Annotated in this window: 21 protein-coding genes; all 21 read left to right on the top strand. The window is 41.3% G+C overall.

Translation table 11 applies throughout. The features are described 5' to 3' along the window. The first annotated feature begins 6 nt into the window (after nt 1-6). The 21 genes from fliQ (at nt 7) to RL70_RS03065 (ending at nt 18806) form a co-directional block, all read left to right on the top strand. Complete coding sequence (gene fliQ / locus RL70_RS02965; protein ID WP_025785034.1) at nt 7-276, top strand: flagellar biosynthesis protein FliQ; 270 nt, start codon at nt 7-9, stop codon at nt 274-276. Nucleotides 277-281: 5 nt separating this feature from the next. Continuing rightward, on the top strand, nt 282-1058 hold the full coding sequence (fliR, locus tag RL70_RS02970) for a flagellar biosynthetic protein FliR (protein ID WP_039041931.1): 777 nt from the start codon (nt 282-284) through the stop codon (nt 1056-1058). 4 nt (nt 1059-1062) lie between these two features. Next, the gene (flhB, locus tag RL70_RS02975) at nt 1063-2142 is read left to right on the top strand and encodes a flagellar biosynthesis protein FlhB (protein WP_039041932.1); all 1080 of its coding nucleotides are present in this window, start codon (nt 1063-1065) and stop codon (nt 2140-2142) included. A 25-nt stretch (nt 2143-2167) separates the two neighbouring features. Then, on the top strand, nt 2168-4201 hold the full coding sequence (gene flhA, locus RL70_RS02980; RefSeq protein WP_039041933.1) for a flagellar biosynthesis protein FlhA: 2034 nt from the start codon (nt 2168-2170) through the stop codon (nt 4199-4201). Beyond that, complete coding sequence (flhF, locus tag RL70_RS02985) at nt 4198-5316, top strand: flagellar biosynthesis protein FlhF (RefSeq protein ID WP_039041934.1); 1119 nt, start codon at nt 4198-4200, stop codon at nt 5314-5316. The genes flhA and flhF overlap by 4 nt, the downstream gene beginning before the upstream one ends. Continuing rightward, nucleotides 5309-6175: a MinD/ParA family protein gene (locus RL70_RS02990; RefSeq protein ID WP_039041935.1), complete on the top strand. Its 867-nt coding sequence runs from the start codon at nt 5309-5311 to the stop codon at nt 6173-6175. The genes flhF and RL70_RS02990 overlap by 8 nt, the downstream gene beginning before the upstream one ends. Then, the gene (locus RL70_RS02995) at nt 6172-7302 is read left to right on the top strand and encodes a chemotaxis response regulator protein-glutamate methylesterase (RefSeq protein WP_039041936.1); all 1131 of its coding nucleotides are present in this window, start codon (nt 6172-6174) and stop codon (nt 7300-7302) included. Before RL70_RS02990 ends, RL70_RS02995 begins: the two co-directional genes overlap by 4 nt. Nucleotides 7303-7314: 12 nt before the next feature. Beyond that, nucleotides 7315-9345, top strand: a complete 2031-nt coding sequence (locus tag RL70_RS03000) for a chemotaxis protein CheA (RefSeq protein WP_039041937.1) — start codon at nt 7315-7317, stop codon at nt 9343-9345. Between the two features lie 15 nt (nt 9346-9360). Then, on the top strand, nt 9361-9834 hold the full coding sequence (locus RL70_RS03005; protein WP_039041938.1) for a chemotaxis protein CheW: 474 nt from the start codon (nt 9361-9363) through the stop codon (nt 9832-9834). Then, entirely contained in the window at nt 9824-10456 is a 633-nt protein-coding gene (locus RL70_RS03010) for a chemotaxis protein CheC (protein ID WP_039041939.1), read from the top strand. The genes RL70_RS03005 and RL70_RS03010 overlap by 11 nt, the downstream gene beginning before the upstream one ends. A 1-nt stretch (nt 10457) precedes the next feature. Then, a complete protein-coding gene (locus RL70_RS03015) occupies nt 10458-10952 on the top strand; it encodes a chemotaxis protein CheD (protein ID WP_231567219.1) in 495 nt (164 codons plus the stop codon). Nucleotides 10953-11101: 149 nt separating this feature from the next. Then, a complete protein-coding gene (locus RL70_RS03020; RefSeq protein ID WP_039041940.1) occupies nt 11102-11881 on the top strand; it encodes a FliA/WhiG family RNA polymerase sigma factor in 780 nt (259 codons plus the stop codon). Next, on the top strand, nt 11878-12186 hold the full coding sequence (locus RL70_RS03025) for a hypothetical protein (RefSeq protein WP_039041941.1): 309 nt from the start codon (nt 11878-11880) through the stop codon (nt 12184-12186). The genes RL70_RS03020 and RL70_RS03025 overlap by 4 nt, the downstream gene beginning before the upstream one ends. Nucleotides 12187-12190: 4 nt before the next feature. Continuing rightward, nucleotides 12191-12709, top strand: coding sequence for a hypothetical protein (locus tag RL70_RS03030; RefSeq protein WP_039041942.1), 519 nt, complete (start codon nt 12191-12193; stop codon nt 12707-12709). A gap of 141 nt (nt 12710-12850) precedes the next feature. Next, nucleotides 12851-13585, top strand: coding sequence for a 30S ribosomal protein S2 (rpsB, locus tag RL70_RS03035; protein WP_025785020.1), 735 nt, complete (start codon nt 12851-12853; stop codon nt 13583-13585). 93 nt (nt 13586-13678) lie between these two features. Continuing rightward, entirely contained in the window at nt 13679-14563 is an 885-nt protein-coding gene (gene tsf, locus RL70_RS03040) for a translation elongation factor Ts (protein WP_039041943.1), read from the top strand. An 80-nt stretch (nt 14564-14643) separates the two neighbouring features. Then, entirely contained in the window at nt 14644-15366 is a 723-nt protein-coding gene (pyrH, locus tag RL70_RS03045; RefSeq protein WP_025785018.1) for a UMP kinase, read from the top strand. Between the two features lie 2 nt (nt 15367-15368). Then, entirely contained in the window at nt 15369-15926 is a 558-nt protein-coding gene (gene frr, locus RL70_RS03050; protein ID WP_039041944.1) for a ribosome recycling factor, read from the top strand. A 127-nt stretch (nt 15927-16053) separates the two neighbouring features. After that, complete coding sequence (locus RL70_RS03055) at nt 16054-16848, top strand: isoprenyl transferase (protein WP_039041945.1); 795 nt, start codon at nt 16054-16056, stop codon at nt 16846-16848. Continuing rightward, nucleotides 16845-17639, top strand: coding sequence for a phosphatidate cytidylyltransferase (locus RL70_RS03060; RefSeq protein ID WP_039041946.1), 795 nt, complete (start codon nt 16845-16847; stop codon nt 17637-17639). Before RL70_RS03055 ends, RL70_RS03060 begins: the two co-directional genes overlap by 4 nt. A gap of 18 nt (nt 17640-17657) precedes the next feature. Further along, a complete protein-coding gene (locus tag RL70_RS03065; protein ID WP_039041947.1) occupies nt 17658-18806 on the top strand; it encodes a 1-deoxy-D-xylulose-5-phosphate reductoisomerase in 1149 nt (382 codons plus the stop codon). The last annotated feature ends 7 nt before the right edge of the window (nt 18807-18813 follow it).

Genomic DNA, 18813 nt, shown 5'->3' on the forward strand with positions numbered 1-18813 from the left:
TTCAGATTGACAGGTGAAATGATCATTGCTGTCGCCGAGCGATCGGTGTGGGTGATTTTAATGACAGCAGGACCCCTGCTGATTGTTGCATTAGTAACCGGGTTAGCGGTCAGTATTTTCCAAGCGACTACTCAAATTCAAGAACAGACCCTTGCATTTGTACCGAAAATTGTTGCGGTACTCGTCGCTCTTGTTTTTTTCGGACCTTGGATGTTGTCCAAAGTAACGGCTTATGCGGCTGATATCTTTGATAATTTATCCCGGTATATAGGGTAGCTCCAATGGATGCATTCATGCCGTTTGTTGCAACCTATTTATTAGTTTTGACCCGGATATCTGCGTTTTTTGTTACACTTCCGTTATTTTCGTACAAAGCTATACCGCCCGTAATGAGAATCGTATTTGCTGCTCTACTTGCATGGATGTTTGTATTTACTCTGAACGTACCAGACCTTGAAATCAATGGAGCTTATATTCTGCTCGTTCTGAAAGAAGCATTGATAGGATTAACGATTGGTATTATCGCCTTTATCGTAATGGCAGCAATTCAAGTAGCAGGAGGTCTCATTGACTTTCAAATGGGATTCGCAATTGCCAACGTCATTGATCCTCAAACTGGAACGCAATCACCTTTGATGGGTCAATTTTTCAACTCACTAGCGTTGCTATTGCTTCTCGCAGTAAATGGACATCATGTTTTGTTGGATGGTGTGTTTTATAGTTATCAGTTTCTTCCAATCGACCAATTATGGCCATCATTTGGAAGTGAGCGTGTCGCTGAACATGTATTGAAAACGATGGCTGCTGTGTTTGGGATTTCCTTTCAAATGGCCATTCCCATAGTCGCTACATTGTTCCTGGTCGATTTAGCCCTTGGCATTACTGCACGAACAGTGCCACAACTTAACATTTTCGTAATTGGTTTCCCGATTAAGATAGGGGTGGGGTTCCTTGTGCTTTTCATCATGGGAGGCGTCATTGTAGCGATGATGCAAAAGATATTTGAAGTGATGGCAGTAAGTATGAGAGATTTGATGGTGTTGTTAGGAGGGGGATAAGTACATGTTGCGCTTGGATCTTCAGTTTTTCGCAGGTGAGAAAACGGAAAAAGCGACACCGAAAAAGCGAGAAGATTCTCGAAAAAAAGGTCAAGTCTTAAAGAGTCAAGATGTGACTAGTGCAATTGTGCTGCTTTCAGTATTCCTATTTTTATTTTTTGCAGCAGGATTCATGAAAGATCGTTTTTATAAGTTTTTCAAGGAAACATTTCATACATACATAACGATGGAAAAGCTAGATATTGATCAGACCATGATAATCTACATGGAAGTCATTAAAGAAATGGCATTCATTATGTTGCCTGTCATGCTGGTTGCGATGGTAGCTGCAATTGCGGGTAATTTGATACAGTTTGGACTGCTATTCACGGGAGAGCCGTTGAAATTCGATTTGAAGAAAATCGACCCGATTAAAGGACTTAAACGAATTTTTTCTATAAAAGCAATCGTCGAGTTACTTAAATCATTGTTAAAGATTTCATTTATCGGTGGTGTTACATCAATAATTCTTTATTTTAATATTGATAAAGTATTGAATTTAGCGTTTAAAACACCGTCAGCTGTCATGAAGACCGTCGGTGAACTTGTTGCTTTGATGGGAATCACAGCTTCGTTTGTCTTGTTGTTTATTTCCATCCTCGATTTTCTTTACCAGAAATATGACTATGAAAAAAACTTAAAAATGTCGAAACAAGACATTAAAGATGAATATAAGAACTCAGAAGGCGATCCGTTGATAAAATCTAAGATCAAACAGCGTCAGCGTGAAATGGCCATGCGGAGAATGATGCAAGAAGTTCCGCAAGCTGATGTGGTCATTACGAACCCGACGCACTACGCGATCGCGATTAAGTATACAGATGGAGAAATGGATGCGCCTGTAGTTGTTGCTAAAGGTGTCGACTTCATTGCCCAAAAGATCAAACTCATAGCGAAAGAGAACGAAATTGTGACTGTCGAAAATCGACCGCTTGCTCGTGCGCTCTATACAGATACAGAGATCGGGGATCGAATTCCCGATCAATTTTTTAAAGCAGTTGCTGAAGTACTGGCGTATGTATACCGGATTCAGCGCAAAATTTAAATGAACAACAGAAAGTGGGGATGACATGCAGTTTAAAGATATCGGTGTACTCGCATCCGTAATTATGATTGTTGCGATGCTTGTCATTCCGTTGCCTCACTGGTTGCTCAGTTTCCTGATTATTATTAATATCACTCTCGCGCTGTTAGTGCTTCTCACAGCAATGAATATGCAAGAAGCGCTTCAGTTTTCAATATTTCCTTCATTGCTCCTTTTACTGACACTCTTTCGACTTGGTCTTAACGTATCTACTACTCGTGCGATTTTGAGTGACGGAAGTGCAGGGGGAGTCGTTGACACGTTCGGTTCGTTCGTAACCGGAGGCAACGTAATAGTAGGACTTGTCGTGTTCGTGATTTTGATCATTATTCAATTTATCGTTATTACTAAAGGATCGGAGCGTGTTTCGGAAGTTGCCGCTCGATTCACACTGGATGCAATGCCAGGGAAACAAATGAGTATTGACGCAGATTTGAACGCAGGAATGATTTCTGACACACAAGCAAGAGAACGCCGGGAAAAAGTGAGTAACGAAGCGGACTTTTATGGTGCCATGGATGGTGCGACAAAGTTCGTAAAAGGAGACGCAATAGCAGGGATTATCATCGTTATGATCAACTTGCTTGTTGGGATGATTATCGGGGTTGTCCAACTCGGTCTACCGTTTGCAGAAGCGGCAACAACGTTTTCTAAACTAACAGTCGGTGACGGAATCGTTTCCCAAATTCCAGCATTGCTCATTTCAACCGCAACCGGAATCGTGGTTACACGAGCTGCTTCAGAAGGCAACTTAGGAACAGATATTACGAGTCAGTTGCTGGGGCAACCTAAGTTATTATACGTAGCAGCCGTAACGATTCTTTTGTTAGGACTTGCAACACCTATCAATGATATTTTAACAATTCCAATTGCGATTGCTCTTGCGGTAAGTGCATTTATGATGTCACGACCTAAAGACGAGGATCCAGATGAATTACTGGAACTTGAAGAAAGCGAACAAACAGAAGGGCTGAAGAGTCCAGAAAACGTCGTAAACTTATTGAATGTAGACCCAGTTGAGTTTGAATTTGGCTATGGACTAATCCCTCTAGTCGATGCTTCCCAAGGTGGGGATTTGCTCGATCGCGTTGTTATGATAAGAAGACAGCTTGCACTAGAACTTGGCCTCGTTATTCCAGTTGTGCGGATTCGTGATAACATTCAGCTTCAGCCGAATGAGTACAGGATAAAAATTAAAGGTAGTGAAATGGCAAGAGGAGAGTTGTTGCTCGATCACTATTTAGCAATGAGTCCTGGTGGTGATGATTCAATCTCAGGAATAGACACTGTAGAACCTTCTTTCGGTCTTCCAGCAAAATGGATTACTGAAGAAGTAAAAGAGGATGCGGAAATCTTAGGATATACCGTAGTAGATCCTCCGAGTGTCGTTTCAACCCACTTGACAGAAATCATTCGTGCAAATGCCTCAGATTTGATTGGTCGTCAAGAGACGAAGCAACTGATCGATCATGTGCATGAGTCCTATCCGATTCTTGTGGATGAACTTACACCAACGCCGCTATCTGTTGGTGAGATTCAAAAAGTGTTGGCGAAGTTGTTAAGTGAGCATGTATCGATCCGGAACTTGCCAATTATCTTTGAAACACTAGCGGATTCTTCAAAATATACGGCTGACGTAGATTTGTTGACGGAGTATGCTAGACAGTCACTCGCGCGGCAAATCACTGAACAATATACGCCTCAAGGACAAGCATTGAAAGTCATGACTGTCTCTGGAAAAGTTGAAAAACTGATTGCAGATAGTGTCCAACAAACTGAACAGGGGAACTACTTAACGATTGACCCTCAAAACTCGCAGGCAATCTTGGAATCGATTGCTAGTGAAGTGGAACGTGTTGCGTTACTGGACCAATCGCCTGTCATACTCTGTTCACCAGCAGTCAGAATGTACCTGAGACAAATTACGGAACGCTATTTCCCGCAAATCCCAATCTTGTCTTATAATGAATTGGAAGCTTCTGTGGAAGTACAGAGTGTAGGGGTGGTGGATGTCGCATGAAAATGAAAAAGTATACAGCAGATACAATGGTCCAAGCGATGGAGAAAATCCGTCAAGACTTTGGTGACGACTCGGTTATTCTGAGTTCTACCATTGTCCAATCTAAAGGGTTTTTAGGACTATTTAAAAAGAAAAGCGTAGAAGTCGTTGCAGGATATGACGAACCGATTATCGTTAAAGAAAAAACAGTTCCATCGTTCTCGTCGCAACTGAAAACTGAATATGCACAAGAAGACGTGATTGATGATTTGAAAAAAGAAATGAAGGAAATGAAACAACTTCTTAAGACGAATCATGCTCCGCTTGAATTTAACCAATACCCTGAAGAAATGCATTCATTGTTGACGAGATTGAGCGCGCAAGAGTTGAATAATGGGACAATCCAAAAGATTGCCAGTGAGATTTTTGGACGTATGAAAGCTGAAAAAGTTGATTTTACAGTTGATGAACAGAAAAAAATCGCGCGTGAAATTTTGAAAGATGAGCTTGCAGACTTGCCGTTCGGTGGTGTTCATTTTAAAAAGAAATATGTGAACGTACTTGGACCGACAGGAGTCGGAAAAACAACGACAATCGCTAAAATTGCAGCGCGTTCACTCATTGAGAATAAACGCAAAGTAGGATTCATAACTACAGACACGTATAGAATTGCCGCAATCGAACAATTACGAACCTATGCTAATTTGCTTCAATCACCAGTTGAAGTAGCTTATAATGATACCGACTTCAAACAGGCATTAGAGAATCTGTCTTCGAAAGATGTTGTGTTCATTGACACAGCAGGTCGTAATTATAAAGAGAAAAAGTTTGTAGATGATTTGAAACAACTTATCGATTTTGAATTGGAAATGGAATCGTATTTAGTTCTTTCTACTACAACGAAAGAGTCAGATATGCGGTCGATCGTCGACCAATTCTTAGAATTTCCGATTTCTCAATTTATCTTTACAAAATTGGATGAAACAGAAACTATCGGACCAGTGTTCAATATGTTGATAGATTATAATATGGGAATTGCATATGTAACAGATGGTCAAGAAGTGCCAGAAGACCTGGAAGAAGCAACGGTTGAAAAGATATTGACTCTCTTACTTGAGGAGGGAGCACATGCGTGATCAGGCGGAAGCGCTTCGACTGAAGATGATGAAAGCAGAAGGAACCGCAGCCCGTTCCATTGCTGTAATTAGTGGAAAAGGTGGAGTTGGAAAAACGAATTTCACAACTAATTTTGCAAGTAGCCTACAATCTCAAGGAAAGAGCGTCATCATCGTAGACATGGACATCGGCATGGGGAATGTCCATATCTTACTCGGTGAATCAGCTCAATATGGTTTGAAGGAATATTTAACGGGAGACCGTACTTTAGTAGAAGTAATTGCTGAAAGTGCAGACGGATTAAGTTTTATTTCTGGAGGATCTGGTCTGGAAACTGTATTGGAATGGACAGAAAGTCGCTTTGAAAGGCTCATTGAAGCCTTTGAAACACTACAACAGCAGTACGATTATATATTGTTCGATATGGGTGCTGGGGCTTCGGAAAGTTCAATTGAACTGATTGTAGCAGTAGATGAAATCATTGTAATTGCGACATCCGAACCGACATCCATTACAGATGCATACTCAATGATGAAATTCATTTGTCTGAGAGATTCAGAAAAAAAGTTCTTCATTGTAAATAATCGAGTACAGCCAAAAGAAGATGGAAATGAAGCTGTAACTCGCTTGCAGTTTGCTATGAGGAAGTTTTTGAATAAGGAAACGACTTTGTTAGGAGCACTTCCTGAAGATGCTGCCGTCCATAAATCAGTTGTTGCACAACAACCTTTCGTAAAACTTTACCCGAATGCCACGATTTCTCGTAGAATGAATGCAATTGCTACTAACTATATTTCATCAGGAACCGATATAGATAGTAAAGAGGGCAGTACGTTTCTTGGACAACTCAAAAAAATATTTGCGAGGGGACGTGGATGACTGTGGATACGAACGTTTCCAAGAGAGTACTGATTGCAGATGACTCTGCATTTATGCGCAAATTAATATCTGAAATCATCTCATCTCATCCCTCCCTTGAAGTGGTCGGTACGGCAAGAAACGGACAAGAAGCAGTAGATAAGGCACGTCTGTTAAAGCCTGATGTGATGACGCTTGATATTGAAATGCCAGTCCTTGATGGCTTAGGTGCACTCCAGCAAATCATGAAGGAGAATCCATTGCCAGTTGTTATGCTGTCTAGTACGACGAAAGAAGGCGCCGAAAATACTATTCGTGCTATGGAATATGGGGCAGTGGACTTCATCACAAAGCCTGGAGGCGCAATCTCACTCAATTTACGTGATAGTGAAAAGATTATTATAGAAAAAGTGTTTGATGCATCTCAAATCGATATGGTTAAAATCTTACCCCGCAGAGCGAATGCAACACCATCTAACTCTACAGTAGCAACGACTGGAACAAAATTGGTGGTTAAACCAAAACGTTCGTTTGTTTCTCCTACTGAAGGAGCACTCCCACGCTCTGCGGTAAAGCAATTCATAATTATAGGTACATCGACAGGGGGTCCAAGAGCCCTTCAACAAGTGCTCGTCTCGCTTCCTAAAAATGTCGGTGTCCCAATTTTAATTGTTCAACACATGCCAGCAGGATTTACAAAATCCCTTGCGGATCGCTTAAACAGTTTGTGTAATATTTCAGTAAAAGAAGCTGAAAATGGAGAGCTAATTGAGAAAAATACAGCGTATATTGCACCAGGCGGTAAGCATCTGAAAGTAGCACGTGTAGGAGTTAGCTACGCCATTCGTCTTGATGACCAAGATGCACCTCGGATGGGACATCGTCCAGCTGTCGATGTCTTACTGGAATCAGTTTCAGAGTTATCGGAATTACAATTTGTAACTGCAATTATGACCGGAATGGGCCATGACGGACTTCAAGGCATGAAAATACTCAAAGAACATTGCACGACGTTTACGATTGCTGAGTCTGAAGAAACAGCTGTTGTCTATGGCATGCCAAGAGCTATACAAGAAGCAGGACTCGCAGACATCTCAGCACATGTACAAGATATCGGTAAGTTACTTACAGAGCATGTAAAGTCTTAAGGAGGCATTTTGATGGATACAAATCAGTACTTGGAAATGTTCCTGGAAGAGAGTAAAGAGCATCTCCAGGCGTGTAACGAACAATTACTAGAACTTGAGAAAAACCCAGATGATCTTGCGATTGTCAACGAAATATTCAGAGCGGCCCATACTCTAAAAGGGATGTCTGCAACGATGGGGTATGAAGATATTGCGAATCTGACGCATAAGATGGAAAACGTACTTGATGCAATTCGGAATTCTAAAATCCGTGTTACTTCTGAAATTTTAGATGTCGTGTTTGAGTCTTCGGATGCACTTGAAGAAATGGTTATCGATATCGAAGAAGGCGGAAGCGGAAAAAAAGATGTCGAGAAATTAGTGACGATGCTAAACCAAATTGAAGCGGGTAAATCGCCACTAGCTGTTGTAGAAGAAAAAACGGTGAAAACAGTGTCTGAAGAGGAATCTGGTGGACTTGTTTACGATGACTTTGAACAAACTGTAGTTTCACAGTCTATTGAACAAGGCTTTAATGCATTCGAACTAAAAGTAATTCTACGTGATGATTGCCTACTCAAAGCGGCTCGTGTATTCATGGTGTTCGAAATTCTTGAAAAAGCAGGAGAAATCATTAAAACTTTCCCGACTGTCGAGCGGTTGGAGAATGAAGAGTTCGATAGCCAATTTACGGTCGTGATCATTACGAAAGAAGACGCAGAAGAGTTAAAAGCAAAAGTACAGAAAGTATCTGAAATTGAACAGGTTGAAATTCGGTCAGTCCAATTTCACTCGGCAGCTTTTGAGGTAGCTACAACAATGGAAGCACCAGTTGCTGGGCCAGTTGTACAATCTGCTCAGCAGACTGCAAAAAAAGAACCTACCGCTACCAAGCGTTCTAGCAGTGCTCATTCTGCAAACAAGACGATCCGTGTCAATATTGATCGTTTGGATGTACTTATGAATCTGTTTGAGGAATTAGTTATAGATAGAGGGCGCCTCCAGTCCATCGCAACAGAATTACAAAATGCTGAGCTGAATGAAACGACGGAACGGATGACTCGAATTTCCGGAGACTTGCAAAATATCATTTTAAATATGCGTATGGTGCCAGTTGAGACTGTGTTTAATCGTTTCCCTAAAATGGTTCGTCAGTTAGCGCGGGATCTCGATAAGAAAATCAACCTTGAAATCATCGGGGCTGAAACAGAGTTGGACCGAACAGTTATTGATGAAATCGGAGATCCTCTAGTCCACCTCATCCGAAATGCGTTGGATCACGGAGTGGAAAATCCAGCAGATCGCATTGCAGCAGGTAAACCGGAAGAAGGAACTGTAACGTTACGCGCTTATCATTCCGGTAATCATGTGTTCATTGAATTAGAAGATGATGGTGCAGGGGTGAATCGTACGCGTGTTCTAAAAAAAGCAATTGAGCGCGGTATCGTTACTGAAGAGATTGCTGAAACCTTGACAGATAAGCAAGTTGCAGAACTTATTTTGTCATCAGGCTTTTCAACTGCTGAAAAGCTGACAGACGTTTCTGGACGAGGTGTAGGTCTGGATGTTGTGAAGAGCACTATTGAATCACTAGGTGGACATATTTCAATCGAATCTAAAGAAGGCCAAGGTTCGTTATTCCAAGTACAGCTACCACTTACACTTTCAATCATTTCGGTTATGCTCGTACAAATGCAAAAAGAGATTTTTGCTGTTCCGTTGTCATCCATTATTGAAACAGCAATTATCCAAAATAGTGATATTTTGAATGCCCATAATCAGCGGGTCATCGATTTCCGAGGTAAAATTGTTCCACTTGTGGATCTTCGTGAGATTTTCGATACGGGTCTTCCAGAAGAACCTGAAGAACTCAAGTCGGTCGTCATCGTTCGTAAAGGTGAGAGTTTGGCAGCGCTTGTCGTTGACTCGTTCATCGGACAACAAGAAATTGTACTGAAATCACTCGGTAACTACTTACAGAGCGTTTTCGCACTATCTGGAGCTACAATCCTCGGAAACGGTCAAGTTGCACTAATTGTAGACTGCAATGCGCTCATCAAATAAGTAGGAGGGAATCCAATGACAGCTGTAACTGAAAATAATGTAATGAAAACAATCGTATTTCGATTGCTCGACAAAGAGTATGCCATTGAAGTGGATGTCGTTCAGTCCATTGAAAAATTATTACTCATGACAATTACGCGAATTCCTGGTGTACCTTCATATGTTAAAGGGGTCATCAATTTACGAGGGATGGTAACGCCTATTGTCGATTTACGGAATCGATTTGACTTGCCAGAAATGGAGTACAATGACAATACGCGCATCATAATCGTCAATCTTGAAAACTTTGATGTAGGTCTCATTGTAGACGATGCCAATGATGTAATTGATATACCTGTGAATGCATTGGAATCCCAGCCAGAAGTTGTCGGGTCTGTAGAATCGGAATTTGTGGCAGGTGTTGCAAAGATTGAGAAACGACTCCTCGTTATGCTCAACTTGGACAATGTGCTACGTCCGATTAGGAACGTGAATGCGGATGAAAACTGAACTCAACATATCTGATATGCATTTAGATGTTCTCAAAGAAATCGGCAATATTGGAGCAGCTCATGCGGCAACATCTCTGTCCGAGCTTCTTCAACGGAAAATCGACATGCACGTCCCGAAAGTTGCACTTGTGTCATTTGACGACATGTTCGAACTTGCGGGAGGAAGTGAGAATGTAGTTGTTGGGATTTTCTTGAGAATAGAAGGGGATTTATCTGGAAGCATGTTCTTTGTTCTTCCGATTGATTCCGCTAACCGTTTTATTCGGCGTTTAATCGGAGATCCTCAATTTGACTTTTCAACTCCGGAATCGATTGGTGAAATTGGTATTTCTGCGATGCAAGAACTAGGAAATATCTTGTCCGGCTCCTATTTGTCTGCATTGTCGGATTTCACAGGACTGAAGATTTATCCGACGGTTCCGTCATTAAGTGTCGATATGGTAGGTGCGATTGTGAGCTTTGGACTAATCGAAGTGTCACACTACAGTGATGAAGTCATTGTAATCGATACAAAGATTGTTGAAGAAGATGAAAACGATAAGAGTGTAGACGGGCACTTCTTTTTACTCCCAGATCCCCCTTCTTACATCACAATTTTTAAATCACTAGGTGTGATGTAATATGGAAATGGTGAAAACAGTAGTAAGAGTTGGGATTGCAGACATGAACATTGTTCGAGAGCCAGACACGATTCGAACATCAGGTCTCGGTTCATGCGTTGGTGTTGTGTTGTATGATGAACGACGAAAGATTGCTGGCATGGTGCACGTCATGTTACCTGACAGTTCTCTTGGCAAAGGGGATTCCATTAATGTTGCAAAATTTGCAGATACGGGTATTTATTCCCTAATGGAGCAATTGAAAGTAGAAGGTGTCCGTCCTATGTCTTTGAAAGCGAAGATTGCTGGAGGTTCTCAAATGTTCCAGTTCGGTTCAGGAGATACAGTACGTATCGGTCCTCGTAATGTGGAAGCGGTAAAAAAAGAGCTTGCTAGACTTTCCATACCGTTAGTAGCAGAAGATACGGGTGGATCCAATGGCCGTACAATAGAGTTCGATCCTGCAGTCGGTACATTGCAAGTACGTACGGTGAACACTGGAACTATGGAAATATAAACGAACGCACAGTGGTTTCAGTTAGTGAAACTGCTGTTTTTTTTATGAAAAAATGATAGATGTTCACTGTCTTTACTACCTATACTTTGCTATAATAACTAGTATGATAGTGTCGAAATATACAATGTTGCACGGAAGCGAGGGATTCTATGTCGAAAAAAGACATTACGGAAGAGACATATTGGGACCTGTGGTTAAACAAACGTGATCCTGATGCTGGAGATGCGCTCGTCCGTAAATATATGCCGCTCGTAAATTATCACGTCCAGCGCATAGGTTCTGGATTACCGCGTAATGTTTCCAGAGATGACGTCAAAAGCCTTGGTTACCAAGGATTATTTGACGCTCTTACAAAATTCGATCCAAGTAGAGACTTGAAATTTGATACATACGCTTCGTTCCGAATCCGTGGTAGCATCCTTGATGGATTACGGAAAGAGGATTGGCTACCGCGCTCGTCGAGAGAAAAGTCGAAAAAGTTAGAAGAACAAATCAGTAAAATTGAACAGAAATTGATGCGGACAGCGACACCCGAAGAAATTGCTGAGCATACAGGGATAGATGTGTCTGAAGTTTATCAGACCGTCCAGGAGCATTACTTTTCCAGTGTCCTTTCTATCGATGAACGAATGAATGATGATGAAGACGATTCAGGGAAAAGCTTTGTTTTAAAAGATGAAAAAACAGTGACTCCGGAGCAGCATTCGGTAAAACGCGAACTGTTAGGTGAAATGATACAGAAAATCAAAGACTTGAATGACAACGAACAACTTGTACTTAGTCTGTTTTATTCCGAAGAGATGACGCTTACTGAAATTGGAGAAATTCTCAACCTATCAACTTCACGTATTTCACAAATTCATTCGAAAGCACTTTTTAAGCTAAGAAAGTTATTGCTGCCTGAAGTGCTGGATCGGGGGGTATTATGAGTCTAAAGTCGATAGAACTACAAATTGCAATCCCGAAAACTTTTGATGCAGGAAAACTGACAGAACAAAAGAATCAGCAGACTATGCTTAATCATCAGCAAGCAGCAGCTCAAACTGATCAACAAGTGATGAAAAACCGTAGTACAGTAATCGAATCGGCTGAGTCTGAAAAAACCAAGAACGCAAGAAATTCTTCGAATGAAGAAAAGTCTGAGGACAATGAGCAGCAGGAAGATTCTCAACAGAAGGAACATATACACGTAAGCCATCCTTATAAAGGCGGCTTCGTAGACTATACAGGGTGATGAAATGACGGCATTTTGGATTGCGGCACTTTTTGTATTGCAACTTGGTGGATTTTATATGATTGCTTTGTTGTATTTGCGAATGTCAAGATTGGATAAAACCGAGAAGAAACAACAGCAACTCATGAAAGAAATGGAAGATAGTTTGGCGCTCTATATTACTGAAGTCAAAGAAGAAAACGATCGTTTAATCGAACAACTTACAAAAATACAGAAAAATCCTCGAAATAATGAAAGTAAAGTTGAAGCGAAGAAATCGTCGGTTCCACAAGACGATGAAGTGGCTGCGGCGTCTGTTTATTTTAACCCTAAGCCACCGACTTCTAAAGTTTTGGATTCCTATCGATCCCAGCAGCAACCTAATGAGACAAGCGCTGCAAAGACTCGCCCTGAGCCAAAACAAGAAACTGAATTTGAAACGGTTTACCGATTACACGATGAAGGACTTACGCTAAATGAAATTGCGAGCCAATTAAAAAAAGGTAAAACAGAAGTAGAGCTTATATTAAAGTTCAAAAGATAATTGTTGCGAAAGCAATGAGGCTTGTGCTATATTAGAAAGTGGTATTACTACACACGTGTATGGACGTACTGAGACGGTGCCGAAAGGTCGCTCAGCGGATGAAGTATGCGGAGGAATCCAACCAAACAGGAGGAAATAATTATGTCAGTAATTTCAATGAAACAATTGCTTGAAGCTGGTGTGCACTTCGGACACCAAACACGTCGCTGGAACCCAAAAATGAAGAAATTCATTTTTGTTGAGCGTAACGGAATCTACATCATCGATCTTCAAAAAACAGTTAAAAAGCTTGAAGAAGCTTATAACTTCATGCGCCAAGTTGGTGCTGACGGCGGAAAAGTACTTTTCGTTGGTACGAAGAAACAAGCACAAGATGCTATTAAAGAAGAAGCAGAACGTGCAGGCATGTACTACATCAACCAACGTTGGTTGGGCGGTACATTGACTAACTTCGGTACTATCCAGAAGCGTATCAGCCGTATGAAACAAATTGAGAAAATGGAAGAGGATGGCACTTTCGCTGTACTTCCTAAGAAAGAAGTTTCTCAACTTAAAAAAGAACACGAACGTCTTATCAAGTTCCTTGGCGGAATTCGTGATATGAAATCAATCCCAGACGTAATCTACGTAGTAGATCCACGTAAAGAGCGCATCGCTGTTGCGGAAGCTCATAAATTGAATATTCCACTCGTTGGTATCGTTGATACAAACTGCGATCCAGATGAGATTGACTACGTTATCCCTGCTAACGACGATGCAATCCGTGCAGTCCGCCTTTTGACAAGCAAAATGGCAGACGCATTGCTTGAATCTAGACAAGGTGAAGACGAAGAAGCTGCTCAAGCAGAACAAACAGAAGCAGTTACTGCAGAGTAACTGAAAAATCAAAGACGATAAGCGGCCAATCCCCTTATCGTCTTTTTTAGAGAAACAAACCAAAATCAATAGCTTTTATAGGAGGAATACAACATGGCAGTTACAGCACAAATGGTAAAAGAACTTCGTGAAAAAACAGGCGCGGGTATGATGGATTGTAAAAAAGCACTTACAGAAGTCAATGGTGATATGGATGCAGCACTAGACTTCTTACGTGAAAAAGGTCTTTCTAGCGCAGCTAAAAAGGCAGATCGCATTGCTGCTGAAGGAACGACAACAATTGAAGTTTCCGGAAACGAAGCAATTATCCTTGAAATCAATGCTGAAACTGACTTCGTTGCTAAAAACGAAGGGTTCCAAACATTGGTTAAAGAAATCTCAGCTCACCTATTAAAAACTAAGCCTGAATCTGTAGAAGCAGCATTGACTACAACTATGGACAATGGACTTGTTGTAGCGGATTATATTTCAAACGCTATCGCTAAAATTGGTGAAAAGATCAGTCTTCGCCGTTTTGAAATCCGTACTAAAACAGATAATGACGCTTTCGGCGCTTACCTTCACATGGGTGGACGTATTTCCGTTCTTACAGTACTTGAAGGCTCTAAAGATGACGAAGCTGCAAAAGACGTAGCAATGCACATCGCTGCTATGAACCCTAAATACGTTTCACATGACCAAATTTCTGAAGAAGAAGTTGAGCATGAGCGTAAAATCCTTACTGAACAAGCTCTTAACGAAGGCAAGCCAGAAAACATCGTTGCTAAAATGGTTGAAGGACGTCTTCGTAAGTATTTCGAAGAAATCTGTGTACTTGATCAGCCATTCGTTAAGAACTCTGACCAAAAAGTTGGAGAATTCGTTACTTCTACTGGTGGAAAGCTAACAGAATTCATTCGTTACGAAGTAGGCGAAGGAATTGAAAAGCGCGAAGACAACTTTGCTGACGAAGTAATGAGCCAAGTTAACAAAGGATAATTAATTTAACTCATACTAATGGTAGGGGACACATTTTGTGTTCCCTATTTTTAAGAAAACCAAGAAGATGGGGGATACATATGAACACACCTACTTATAAACGGATCGTGTTAAAACTAAGCGGGGAAGCTCTCGCTGGAGAACAAGGATTTGGTCTTTCCCCGGAAATTATTAAATCCGTTGCGATTCAAGTGAAAGAAGTGCTGGATCTTGGCGTGGAAGTAACTGTTGTTGTCGGTGGCGGAAATATTTGGCGCGGCAAAGTCGGTAGTGAAATGGGTATGGATCGAACGACTGCGGACTATATGGGAATGCTAGCAACGGTCATGAACGCATTAGCACTTCAAGACGCGATTGAAAAGTTAGGTGCAGAGTCTCGTGTCATGTCCTCAATCGACATGCGTCAAGTAGCAGAACCTTACATTCGTCGGAAAGCTATCCGACATCTTGAAAAGAAACGTGTGGTCATTTTTGCAGCAGGTACTGGAAATCCATATTTCTCAACAGATACAACGGCAGCACTTCGTGCAGCTGAAATCGAAGCAGATGTCATTTTAATGGGGAAAAACAATGTGGATGGCGTTTATTCCGCAGACCCAATGATCGATACAACTGCAGTGAAATATGATCAGTTGACCTACCTAGATGTAATTAGCAAAGGTCTGCAAGTGATGGATGCCACAGCTTCAACACTCTGTATGGACAATGATATCCCACTCGTAGTATTCTCGATTATGGAAGAAGGAAATATAAAAAAGGCTGTATGTGGAGAAACAATCGGTACAGTCGTCGGGAGGAACTAAACATGCCAAAAGCAGTTATGGATCAGACAACCGAAAGAATGGAAAAAGCAATCAGCTCACTTGGAAGAGATTTGGCTTCAATTCGAGCAGGACGGGCAAACGCTTCGTTATTAGACCGAATTACTGTTGAGTACTACGGTGCACCAACACCACTTAATCAGATGGCAGGTGTCTCTGTGCCAGAAGCGCGTCTTATGGTCATTCAGCCGTACGATAAAACAACTTTAGGTGATATCGAAAAAGCAATTTTGAAGTCGGATATTGGTATCACACCTTCTAATGACGGAAACGTTATTCGCTTAGCAGTCCCTGCTTTAACAGAAGAGCGCCGTAAAGATCTTGTCAAAGAAGTGAAAAAAGACGCTGAAGAGTCTAAAATAGCAATCCGCAATATTCGTCGTGATGCTAACGAAGAGTTGAAAAAACTCGAAAAAGATGGCGAAATTACGGAAGATGAATTGCGTCGTAATAATGACGAAGTCCAAAAGCTAACCGATACGTACATCTCTAAAATCGATAGCATTGCAGGGGACAAAGAAAACGAAATTATGGAAATCTAAACATGAACTTTCTTTTTCGAAGGACGTCCTAACGTTAGGACGTCCTTTTTAACATGCAAGTTTTCCTTTATTTTGTTAGGATAAAGAGGATGAATGATTTGAAACGTCGTCGAGTGGAGGAAAAATGATGTTCGATAAACTACTACGAAAGAAGACGACGGCTGTCCCGTCGACATTACAAGAGCGGCTCGCCATTGTAAAAGAAAAGCCGATGCCTACACATGTCGCCATTATTATGGATGGGAATGGGAGGTGGGCGAAACAACGGAAACTTCCTAGAATTGCAGGTCATCATGAAGGTATGAAAACCGTTCGTAAAACCACTCTTTTTGCCAACGAACTAGGTATTCGTGTATTGACGTTATATGCGTTCTCAACAGAAAATTGGAAACGCCCTAAACGGGAGATTGATTTTCTGATGAAGCTGCCAGGTGAATTTTTGAGCACGTATTTACCGGAGTTAGTTGAAAACAACGTGAAAGTAGAAATGATTGGCAGTGCTGAGTTATTGCCCATCCATACAAAAGAAGCGATTCAAAAAGCGATGAAGGCTACAGTGCATAATGATGGAATGATTTTGAATTTCGCGATGAACTATGGAAGTCGTTTTGAAATAGCCGAAGCTGTAAAAAAATTAGCTAATCAGCTTTCTGAGAACACGATTCAACTTGATGACCTTACTGAAGAGGCGGTATCCGGCGCAATGATGACCTCTCACCTCCCAGATCCAGATCTTCTCATACGGACGAGTGGTGAAGTTCGGTTATCCAATTTCATGCTCTGGCAGTTAGCCTATGCTGAGCTCGCATTTACGGATGTACTCTGGCCAGACTTCAATGAGGAGAGCATGCTTAACATTATAGAGGATTATCAAAAACGAAGTAGACGGTTTGGAAGTCTTGAAGGGGATGAAATCAAGTGAAGCAACGGATACTAACTGCTCTCGTAGCAGCTGCAGTATTCATTCCATTTGTTGTTGTTGGAGGGATTCCATTCACCATTTTGGTCTATGCAATTGCAACAATCGGACTGTATGAACTGTTGAAGATGCAATCCATAAAATTACTTTCTATTGAAGGCGTACTAGCATGGATATTGTCAGCCATTCTGTTATTGCCCAACCAACTAGCGCTACGTTGGTTAGGATCAGTTGGTTATACAAAATTAGAAGCTGCTTTTATCATTATATTGCTCTTATTGATCTATACTGTACTTGTGAAGAATCGTTTTACGTTTGCTCATGCATCCTTTTTAGTGATGTCAGCATTTTATGTAGGCATGGGATTTTATTATCTCACAGCTACTCGTGATGCTGGTTTAGTGTTTATCATCTATGCACTTGTCATTGTATGGACGACAGATTCGGGCGCGTATTTCATTGGTCGCAAACTAGGAAAGAATAAGCTGTGGCCAGATATTTCTCCAAACAAGACGGTTGAAGGTTTTGTAGGAGGCATTTTGAGTGCAGTTGTATTTGCGGTACTATTTCAACTTATACAGCCTGTCGCATCTACATTCCTGATCTTAATAGGTATCACAATCGTTGCGTCCGTTATTGGGCAACTTGGAGATCTTGTTGAATCCGCCTTGAAGCGAAATTACAACGTGAAAGATTCAGGTAAGTTGCTTCCTGGACATGGCGGCATTTTAGATCGGTTTGACAGTTTGTTATTTGTTTTGCCGCTCCTTCATTTATTGCACTTTGTTAGTTAATTGAAAGGGATGTTTTTGATGAAAAAAAAGATCAGCCTTCTTGGTGCTACAGGTTCTATTGGGCTACAAACACTTGAAGTAATTGCAGCTCACCCAAATCAGTTTGAACTTGTAGCATTTTCTGCTGGGCGTAATATTGAGAAAGTAAGGGAAATTGTTGCTTTCCAAATGCCGCCGCTTGTTTCTGTCATGGAGAAGGCAGATGCTGAAACACTTCAAGGTGAATTTCCAGCGATCCGCTTCCTTTATGGAGCTGAAGGATTAGAAGAAGTCGCGGCTAATTCGGGTGCAGATGTACTCCTTAACTCTGTAATCGGAAGTGTAGGACTTAAACCTACGCTTGCAGCCATTCGTCAAGGAATCACGATTGCAATTGCAAACAAAGAAACACTCGTAGCCGCAGGTGATATCGTGATGGCAGAAGCGAAACGCTATGGGGTGTCTATTTTACCGGTAGATAGTGAGCATTCCGCTATTTTCCAAGCGTTGAATGGCGAACAATCCAAATCAATCAGCCGTCTCATCTTGACGGCATCTGGAGGAAGCTTCAGAGACTTAACACGTGACCAGTTAGCTAATGTGACACTGGAACAAGCACTCGCTCATCCGAACTGGTCTATGGGGAATAAGTTGACCATTGACTCAGCGACGATGTTTAACAAAGGGCTTGAAGTAATTGAAGCCCACCACCTTTTTAATATGCCTTATGACCAAATCGATTGTCTTTTACACAAAGAAAGTATCATCCACTCCATGATTGAGTTTGAGGATACAAGTGTCATGGCTCAATTAGGTTCTCCTGACATGCGTGTGCCGATCCAGTATGCGTTGTCTTATCCAGAACGAATTCCCATGAAAGATCCGCAACGCCTAAAACTTGAAGACATTGGTGCGTTACATTTTGAAAAAATGGATCTAACTCGATTTAAAGCTCTTGCTCTTGCATACGAAGCAGGACATGCTGGAGGCACAATGCCGACAGCTATGAATGCAGCAAATGAAATGGCTGTGAGTCAATTCATGGCTGGCCATATTCCATTCGTTCAAATCGATGAGTTGGTTGAGCGAGTGATGGAGCAACATAGAACCATTCATGAACCTGATTTGGAAACAATAATTGAGACGGATATGCAAACTCGTAAAATCGTCCATTCCATGATAAAATAAGGTATTT

Origin of the sequence: Sporosarcina sp. ZBG7A (genome assembly GCF_000813425.1) — a bacterium.
Taxonomy (GTDB): domain Bacteria; phylum Bacillota; class Bacilli; order Bacillales_A; family Planococcaceae; genus Sporosarcina.

Coding starts and splice junctions, on each gene's coding strand:
- fliR (WP_039041931.1), top strand. CDS start 282: ATGGATGCATTCATGCCGTTTGTTGCAACCTATTTATTAGTTTTGACC.
- flhB (WP_039041932.1), top strand. CDS start 1,063: ATGTTGCGCTTGGATCTTCAGTTTTTCGCAGGTGAGAAAACGGAAAAA.
- flhA (WP_039041933.1), top strand. CDS start 2,168: ATGCAGTTTAAAGATATCGGTGTACTCGCATCCGTAATTATGATTGTT.
- flhF (WP_039041934.1), top strand. CDS start 4,198: ATGAAAATGAAAAAGTATACAGCAGATACAATGGTCCAAGCGATGGAG.
- RL70_RS02990 (WP_039041935.1), top strand. CDS start 5,309: ATGCGTGATCAGGCGGAAGCGCTTCGACTGAAGATGATGAAAGCAGAA.
- RL70_RS02995 (WP_039041936.1), top strand. CDS start 6,172: ATGACTGTGGATACGAACGTTTCCAAGAGAGTACTGATTGCAGATGAC.
- RL70_RS03000 (WP_039041937.1), top strand. CDS start 7,315: ATGGATACAAATCAGTACTTGGAAATGTTCCTGGAAGAGAGTAAAGAG.
- RL70_RS03005 (WP_039041938.1), top strand. CDS start 9,361: ATGACAGCTGTAACTGAAAATAATGTAATGAAAACAATCGTATTTCGA.
- RL70_RS03010 (WP_039041939.1), top strand. CDS start 9,824: ATGAAAACTGAACTCAACATATCTGATATGCATTTAGATGTTCTCAAA.
- RL70_RS03015 (WP_231567219.1), top strand. CDS start 10,458: ATGGAAATGGTGAAAACAGTAGTAAGAGTTGGGATTGCAGACATGAAC.
- RL70_RS03020 (WP_039041940.1), top strand. CDS start 11,102: ATGTCGAAAAAAGACATTACGGAAGAGACATATTGGGACCTGTGGTTA.
- RL70_RS03025 (WP_039041941.1), top strand. CDS start 11,878: ATGAGTCTAAAGTCGATAGAACTACAAATTGCAATCCCGAAAACTTTT.
- RL70_RS03030 (WP_039041942.1), top strand. CDS start 12,191: ATGACGGCATTTTGGATTGCGGCACTTTTTGTATTGCAACTTGGTGGA.
- rpsB (WP_025785020.1), top strand. CDS start 12,851: ATGTCAGTAATTTCAATGAAACAATTGCTTGAAGCTGGTGTGCACTTC.
- tsf (WP_039041943.1), top strand. CDS start 13,679: ATGGCAGTTACAGCACAAATGGTAAAAGAACTTCGTGAAAAAACAGGC.
- pyrH (WP_025785018.1), top strand. CDS start 14,644: ATGAACACACCTACTTATAAACGGATCGTGTTAAAACTAAGCGGGGAA.
- frr (WP_039041944.1), top strand. CDS start 15,369: ATGCCAAAAGCAGTTATGGATCAGACAACCGAAAGAATGGAAAAAGCA.
- RL70_RS03055 (WP_039041945.1), top strand. CDS start 16,054: ATGTTCGATAAACTACTACGAAAGAAGACGACGGCTGTCCCGTCGACA.
- RL70_RS03065 (WP_039041947.1), top strand. CDS start 17,658: ATGAAAAAAAAGATCAGCCTTCTTGGTGCTACAGGTTCTATTGGGCTA.